This is a genomic window from Streptomyces sp. ADMS, from assembly GCF_033441795.1.
Taxonomy (GTDB): domain Bacteria; phylum Actinomycetota; class Actinomycetes; order Streptomycetales; family Streptomycetaceae; genus Streptomyces.
This window is the reverse complement of sequence record NZ_JAVFVX010000306.1, coordinates 1-1,432: the sequence shown is the minus strand read 5'-3', so window position 1 is coordinate 1,432 and position 1,432 is coordinate 1. Positions and strand designations below refer to the sequence as shown.

Annotated in this window: 1 protein-coding gene; it reads right to left on the bottom strand. The window is 68.2% G+C overall.

Annotated features, from left to right (window positions below; translation table 11 throughout):
• Positions 1-26: 26 nt before the first annotated feature.
• Positions 27-1,432 (bottom strand): RICIN domain-containing protein (locus RB628_RS40580; RefSeq protein ID WP_318325660.1); only part of this gene is annotated, 1,406 nt, incomplete at its 5' end.

Below are 1,432 nucleotides of genomic sequence, written 5' to 3'. Positions count from 1 at the left end.
GGAGACTCAGCGGGATCCGCCGCTGGTCAGTCCTTGCCGGTGAGCCGCCAGATCTGGTTCTTCTTGGTGGTCAGGGTGCTGCCGGTGTCGCATGTCCACTGGTGGACCTTGGCTCCGGCGGCCGTGGAGATGCTGCTGACGTCGACGCACTTGCCGCTGTTGACGGCGACGAGCTGGTAGTCGTGGCTGTTGTTGAGCGCGGTCACCGCGTTGAGCCTGAACCGCTGGTTGGTGCCGCCGTGGCAGGTCCACTGCTGGACGGCGGCCCCGTTGGCGGTGGAGACGGCGGAGATGTCGAGGCACTTGCCGCTGGAGTGGTTGACGACGGTGTAGGTGTCGGTGGCGCCGCTGACGGGGCGGAAGTCGAAGCGCTGTGCCTTGCCGCTTCCGCAGGTGTTCTGCTGGTACTGGGTGCCGTCGGCGGTGGACTGGGCGGGGTTTTCGAGACAGAGCGAGCTGTGCTGGGCGACGGCCGTGGAGGAGAAGCCGGACGAGGCGCCGATGTGCAGGCTCTGGGGCGCGAAGGAGACCTGGTCGAGGTTGGGTGCGGAGCTGGAGCGCATGGGCTCTCCGATGTCGGTGCCGCCGCCGGAGTAGACCAGGCCGATGGTGGTCCCGTCGTAGTTGTAGAGCTGTGGGGCGGTGAACTTGACCGTGTTGGCACCCTCGCTGAGGGTGACGGGGACGGTGTAGTCGTTGAACTGGTTCCAGTGCAGGGTGTTGGCGAAGTTGACGCGCTTGGCGTCGCCGCCGTTGACGCTGACGTCGGCGTGCTGGACCCGGATGTCGGGGTTGTAGTGCTTGGAGGGCAGTTCCTCGCCGTTGGCGTAGCGCATGGTCATGGCGTAGGTGCCGGCCGTGGGCGCGTCGACGTCGAGGGTGAGGGAGTTGGCGGTTCCGTTGCCGATGCCGGTGACGACGCCGCCGTTGGCCTGGCTGTAGGTGGTGTCGGCGGCCGCGGTGCCGGTGAGGGTGCCGTTCTCGGCCTGGTAGGTGACGACGTTGCCGGTGGTGACGGTGTCGGTGGCGCTGAACGGGGTGACGGCCAGGCGGTCCAGGGCGAGGGTGCCGCCGGTGCCGGTCACCTTGACCTTGTTGATGCCGCCGTTCAGGTGGACCCGGTTGGTGGAGGTGGACCAGGCACCGGTCGTCGCGCCGGAGAGGGTCTGGTCGTCGACGGTCTTGCCGTTGACGGTGAGGTCGGCCCGGCCGGTGTTGCGGAAGCGGGAGGTCAGGTCCGCGTATCCGTCCCGCTCGGAGTAGACCCAGAACGTCGCGGACTTGCCGGAGGTGAGGTTCACCGCGCCGGCCCCGGACTGGCCCTGGGAGGTGTAGGTGGCGGTGCCGCTGTCGGAGAGGACGGCCTGCTCGGCCTCGTGGAGCGTGGTGCCCTGGACGTCGGCGTCCTTGTACCGGAGGTCGATCTTGTCGA